The organism is Bartonella sp. AP11XZML (genome assembly GCF_042196445.1).
GTDB lineage: Bacteria > Pseudomonadota > Alphaproteobacteria > Rhizobiales > Rhizobiaceae > Bartonella.
The window spans coordinates 1-5726 of record NZ_JBHIQF010000094.1 but is presented as its reverse complement, the minus strand read 5'-3'; the positions used below and the strand labels follow the sequence as shown (position 1 = coordinate 5726).

2 protein-coding genes are annotated in these 5726 nt (G+C 42.7%); both read right to left on the bottom strand.

What is annotated here, in order from left to right:
• On the bottom strand, positions 1-2970 hold a 2970-nt coding region (locus ACFIMG_RS09630; protein WP_375679371.1), incomplete at its 3' end, for a filamentous hemagglutinin N-terminal domain-containing protein.
• Positions 2971-2995: 25 nt separating this feature from the next.
• Positions 2996-4792, bottom strand: a complete 1797-nt coding sequence (locus ACFIMG_RS09625) for a ShlB/FhaC/HecB family hemolysin secretion/activation protein (protein ID WP_375679370.1) — start codon at positions 4790-4792, stop codon at positions 2996-2998.
• Positions 4793-5726 lie beyond the last annotated feature (934 nt).

The window sequence follows — 5726 nt, the reverse complement described above, 5'->3', positions numbered from 1 at the left end:
GGCATTTCCCCCTGCTCTCATAGAGCTATAATGGTTGTCAATGGTATCAGCATTAATAATAAGATTGCCACTAGATTGTATTACCCCCGAAACAGTTGGTTTATGCGAAAATGCTTGTGTGACAGTCTTTTCTGTCATGTGTGACCAATTTTCGTTTATTGACCCAAACCATCCTCCCTTCCGCCGAGAACCATTCCATTTATATGTCTGCATATGATCTCTACCATGCGCCCGTCCTTTTACCCAAGTAAAAGCCTTGTAGACTGTTCCATCTTTCAATGTTGCTTTGCCGTATGATCCTTCCTTATTACCAAAAAGTACTTCGTCCAAACTAAATAATGTATGCTCGATGTTAACACCAAGAATTGAGTCTGGCTCTTCAATGTGCCCCTTTCCCCAAAGATCTTGCTGTGTATTATGATATAACAACCCATCTCCGCTACCATGAAAATCCTCTGGTTTTTGGAAAGAAATATCGCTATATTCCGTTTTTTCCGTGATGACAGGCGTGCTATCGGCTTCGTTTTTCAGGGTGTTGGTTTGGATATTTAAGTTTCCACCCGCTTGAATCAAGCCTGCTTTGTTCACAAGCGAAAGGCTTTTTCCGCTGCCAGCCGCATTGGTAAAAGATAAATCACCCTCTGCCATTATGGTGCCAAAATCATTCAACAAAGCCCCATCAACTTGTAAAGCACCATTGCCCTTCACATAAATTAAGCCCGTTTTGTTGTTGGTCACATCCCCCGTCACGCTAAAGATTAAATCCTGCCCCGATGCCAATTGACCACTATTTCCAAGCTCCCCTGTTTTGATCACGAAATCTCTGGCTGCTAAAACAGAGCTTGCCTTATCCACCATAACGCTTGGAGCAACAAAGAGAATATCTCCAGTTCCACCCTGATCTGTCACGGCTTGTAGCCGCGCATGGTGAATCTCAAGGGCATTGGTGCTGTTAAAGTCTAAACCACCATAAGTCAATTCGCTCTCTGAGACATCAATATGATCTGCAATTAAATACAGCGTTTGCGGCGTGTAAATATGAGAACGATTATTGCTTAAATCGAGAGTGTTTGCCGTCAATCTCACATCCCCCTCAGCAGACAACACATTCTCAACACTGATCTCTCCTGATACCGATGTCAATGTTGCACTGCCATAGCCCATGACCTGATCATAATAGATGTCGTTGCCTGCAAAAATTTCAATATTGCCACCACTGGCAATCTGACCAACCTTCACCCCTTCTTTTGCTGTAATCAAAAGAAAGCCCTTTTCATCTAAAACAAGATCCCCTGAACCGCCCGTAGAAACGACACCTGTCATCAGTGTGCCTGCATCAAGGCTGCCTACCTTTAAAACAGCTTCTTCACCCGTCATCAGCGAAGAAAAGTCAACCGCCCCACCCTCAATATTTGCCTTGCCATAGGCTAAAAGTTGCCCAAAATGAACGGGAGCATTTGTTGCTGGTTGTGCTTGAATGGCAACATTTTGATGCGACAGAATTGTTTGAGAAACAGATAGCCCGTTATGAGAAACTAGGGTGATATCTCCTGCTCCATAAACACTTTCAGCAACAATCACCCCTTGACTGCTCTGGAGATCAACATCCCCTTGGGTGCCAAGAACAACAACACCAGCAGCACCCGTTGCCGCCATATCAACCCCACCGGCTAAAAGCTGCGCCTTTATATCACCACCGGCATGCGCCTTGAGATTCCCTTGTGCTAAAACAATCCCCTCAAGCTTCAAGTCTCCGCCCGATTCAAGAGCCATATCAGCGCCTGCCCCTAGCCCTGAAACTTGAAGAGTCTGGCGCGAAGAAAGCTCCATATTGCCCCCAGAGGTTGCCTTACCGGCAATCGATAAAAGCCCATCCTGCGCCTCTATCTTCAAATGACCCTCAGCGCCAACCGTTTCTAACGTCACATCCTTATGGGCGGCAATATCAATATGCTTTTTCGAGGTGATGTGCTTTGCCAATATGCTCTGGCTTTTCGATTTGAGGACAACACCCCCATAACCAAAAACATTCTTCAACGAGATTTTCCCGTCAGCAGAAAGATGCAACTGCCCCGCATTGGCTGCCATATCATGGCGCATACGAACCCCAACACCTTTTTCCGTTGCCACAAGTTTTATTCTGTCCGCCTGTAGAGCCCCCAAAGCAGAACCATCTATCGCATATTCCGGTTTACCAGTAATATCGGTCAGTTCTTTCATTTCCCGTGAAGCATAATCAAAGTGACCCGTCCCTGCTGTCACTCCAATCTCCTTGCCCGCAACAGCTCCTTCAAAATGCACTGTGCGTGAGACAATATCGACAATATCAACCGCTCCTTGGCCAGAGAAAAAATTGGCTCCCTTGGCGCCAAAGGTGATGTCCCCACCTCGCACCTCAAAGCCTTTCAAAAAACCACTCGCATCAATTTCGGGAACACCTGTGGTTAAGGTCGCATGGGGCGTATTGATAAAGCCACAACCATCACAGCTTATTCCATTGGGATTGGCTATAATCACATCGGCTGGGCTCCCAAAAACCTCTCCTGGACCATGAAGCGCACTGCGCTTACTGCTGGTCACTTCATTTAAAATCACTTTCGCCGAACCCGTGAAACGCAAATGCGGATTGCCCGGCATAATGCCCCCCAACTGCGATTGCCCTACTTCTTGCGCATGATTGTTCCAAATCACACCCGGATTTCCAATATTAAAATCGTAATATTTATTGTGTGATAAGCCCTTGCCATTGGGGGTAACAATATCAATCGAGGGAACCCCATTGGGCGCTGCCACTATATCTGGACGATGGGCGGCATTCGCGTTAGGATCCACAGTAATTTGTGCCTGTAACGCTGAAGGTGCTAACAAACAAGAAAAACCAAGTCCCCCAAATAAAACCTTTTTGAGCATCGTACTGGAGACTAAAACACCTAATAAAGCTGCTCTTTCTGCTCTCTTTTCATATCTCATACGTTAACTCCCCAATAAAAAATGCTTAAAGTTCCATTGTTAATGTCATAAAAAATGTTCCTAATTTTTTGTGCTTAACTGTGCTCCAAAAAATACTGGAATAACTGGCATCAAGAGAGAATATGCCTCCCGCAAGCTTGACACCGGCTGTCCAACCGGCAAGCTGATCACTCTTAATCCCATACAAAACTTGCGAAAACACACGCCCATAATCCAAACCAACATAAGGGCGAAGTTCACCAAAAACCTTTTTGAAGGTCGCGTGATTGCTCCACGGAATGGTGCGTAGCAACAAATCATTCCGGCTAAAAAAACCGTTATTGCCAAAAAGCAAACTCTCACGCGTGCCACGAACATTGGAAGCGCCCCCCAACGAAATCTGTTCAGCACCCAATAAATTATGTGGTGAATATTGACCACTCAAAAGATTGCTCAGTATAAAGTCCAAGCCCCCTACCTTAAAAGGCGTCATGACACTAAGCGTGCCGGTAAATTTGGCAAATTGTGGCTCCGCATCCCCTGCCCCTGGCGCATGTTTCTTTACTGAATGAAACAAAGGGAGCCCTTGCAAATAACTCACATCAAAGGTCCAAGTCCCCCCCAACATCTGGCGAGAATGCGAAATGCCAAAATTGGCGACGCTATATTGACGGCTGCCCACTTCAATCTTATTGCCAAGAAGGTAATTGTTGGTTCTTTTATAAGAAAGACCTAAATTCAAAGTTGTAAGGGAAACACTATCACGGTAAAGAACCCTGCTTGTACTGGCGTGCAACTCACTGGAATCCCCCGTCGTCTCAATATCGGTAAAATTGCCAGGGATTATGCTTTGGTAATTATAAACAGTGCCATTCAATCCAAAGGTCCAATAACCATATGGAATACTCACACTCGCTGAAATGTTATTGCTATGTCCTTCTTGCTTGCTCCCACCCCAATAATCGGGCTCACTGCGTTGATAGTTAAAATCCCACGCATCATTCATCCCTAAAATATTTTCTACCCTCAAGCCCGCACTATAACGCGCATAACCCGTGGAAGATTGTCCCATATTGTCATGAGAAACAGTAACCTTGAAAGTTTTATCGGGATGATTGTTAATATTGACAATGGTGCTCCCTTCTTCACGCCCTGGAAGAAGTTCGCTTTGAGCGTGCGCTGAACTCAAACGGTTGATCTGATCAAGCCCCTGTTCAATATCGCGCATGTTCAGAACATGACCTTGAAGCCCAGGAAAAGCACTCCATACAACATTATTATAACGAGACGTCGGTGAACCATTATAGTAAATCTCTGAGAGCTTGCCCTCAACGACAACAAATTTGAGCGTCTTGCTGTTTTTGATATCTTGATCAGGAATGTAAAAACGCGCCGTTACATAGCCTTGATCCAAATAAACTTTGGTTAACTGCTTGATTAAAAGCTGGATATCAAAAAGACCAATACATCTTCCAACATAAGGCTCTGTTACGGCTGATATAAAGCGTTTTTTGACATGATGCACTCCCTCAACAACAACAGCATGAATGGGAAAACATTGCTTCCCACCCAAAAGCGTTTCTGGATTTTGCTCTGAAGGCGTCTTTATCCTTTTAGGCGTTAAAGACCGTAATTTCTCAATTCTTTCTAATTGCTGCTTTTCTGAATAGCTACGAGAAAAATTATCTGTTGGGGAATGAAAAATAGCTGAGGAGCGCGCATAAACATTTACACCTGTAAACAAGCCAAAGAAAACAATAATGGCACGAAAAATTCTCAAAAGAGAACTTTGGCGTAAAAATATCAATAACAATACAGATTGCCCCCGCTTTGCACTATTCATGAAGCATGATTTAAAAGAACTTCATGGAACCGCTAATAAGTCCACTCAAAACAGCCACTGCCCTATAACGCTTTTAACAAAAGCACATGCCTCTGTAACCAAAAAAGTGATACCCAAAAATGCTTTATTTTACAAAAACTACTTTATTTTAACTGCTGAAGATCTCTCCCCCACATTTATATAAAGAAACCTCTAAACAAAACTGTTTAGCCCGTCAATGGTTAATACATCAATATCCCCAGTTTAATGCTACAATATATTTATCAATAATGAGAGATAAATTCACTCTCCAGCTCCTCTAAGCCACTCAACACGCATATAAACGAGACATCATCCTATCAAGCACATCCTGTCGTCAAAAACAACAGCATAAAACAATAAGAAATCTCTTTGAGAGCCTTTCAAGACAATTACGCAAAACTCTTTTTCCTGCCTTTGCTCGCCAAATTTGGCGAGCAAACAAAGTCTTGATTTTCTAATAAGTTATATTTAATGGCATTTTCATCAAAGAACTTTTCTCCAAAGACAATGATCTGAGTGATCTGAACAGAAGAGTTTTGTCCAGTGCTGTCAGTGTTGTCAGTTCTTTTTAGAGCCTATATTATTTTTTTAAATGAGAGAAAATTAAAAACATTATATTTCAATATGTTAGCATTTTAACGATACAACCTATATCGACAATACAACCTTAAATACAATCAATAATATATATTTGTCAGTTTGTGTCTGTAAATTGAACTGACAAACTAGATTATTTTTGTGACTCATAAAACCTATCAAAATACTCACTCTGATATTTTAAAGCACGTAGTACATTTATCTTGATGAATACGTGAAACGAACAGCAAATTTCATTACTTTGCTGATCTGACCCCGTGTCATGGGCTGTGGATAAACCGCATTTAAAAAACTTTTTGAAAAAATATCCGCTTTT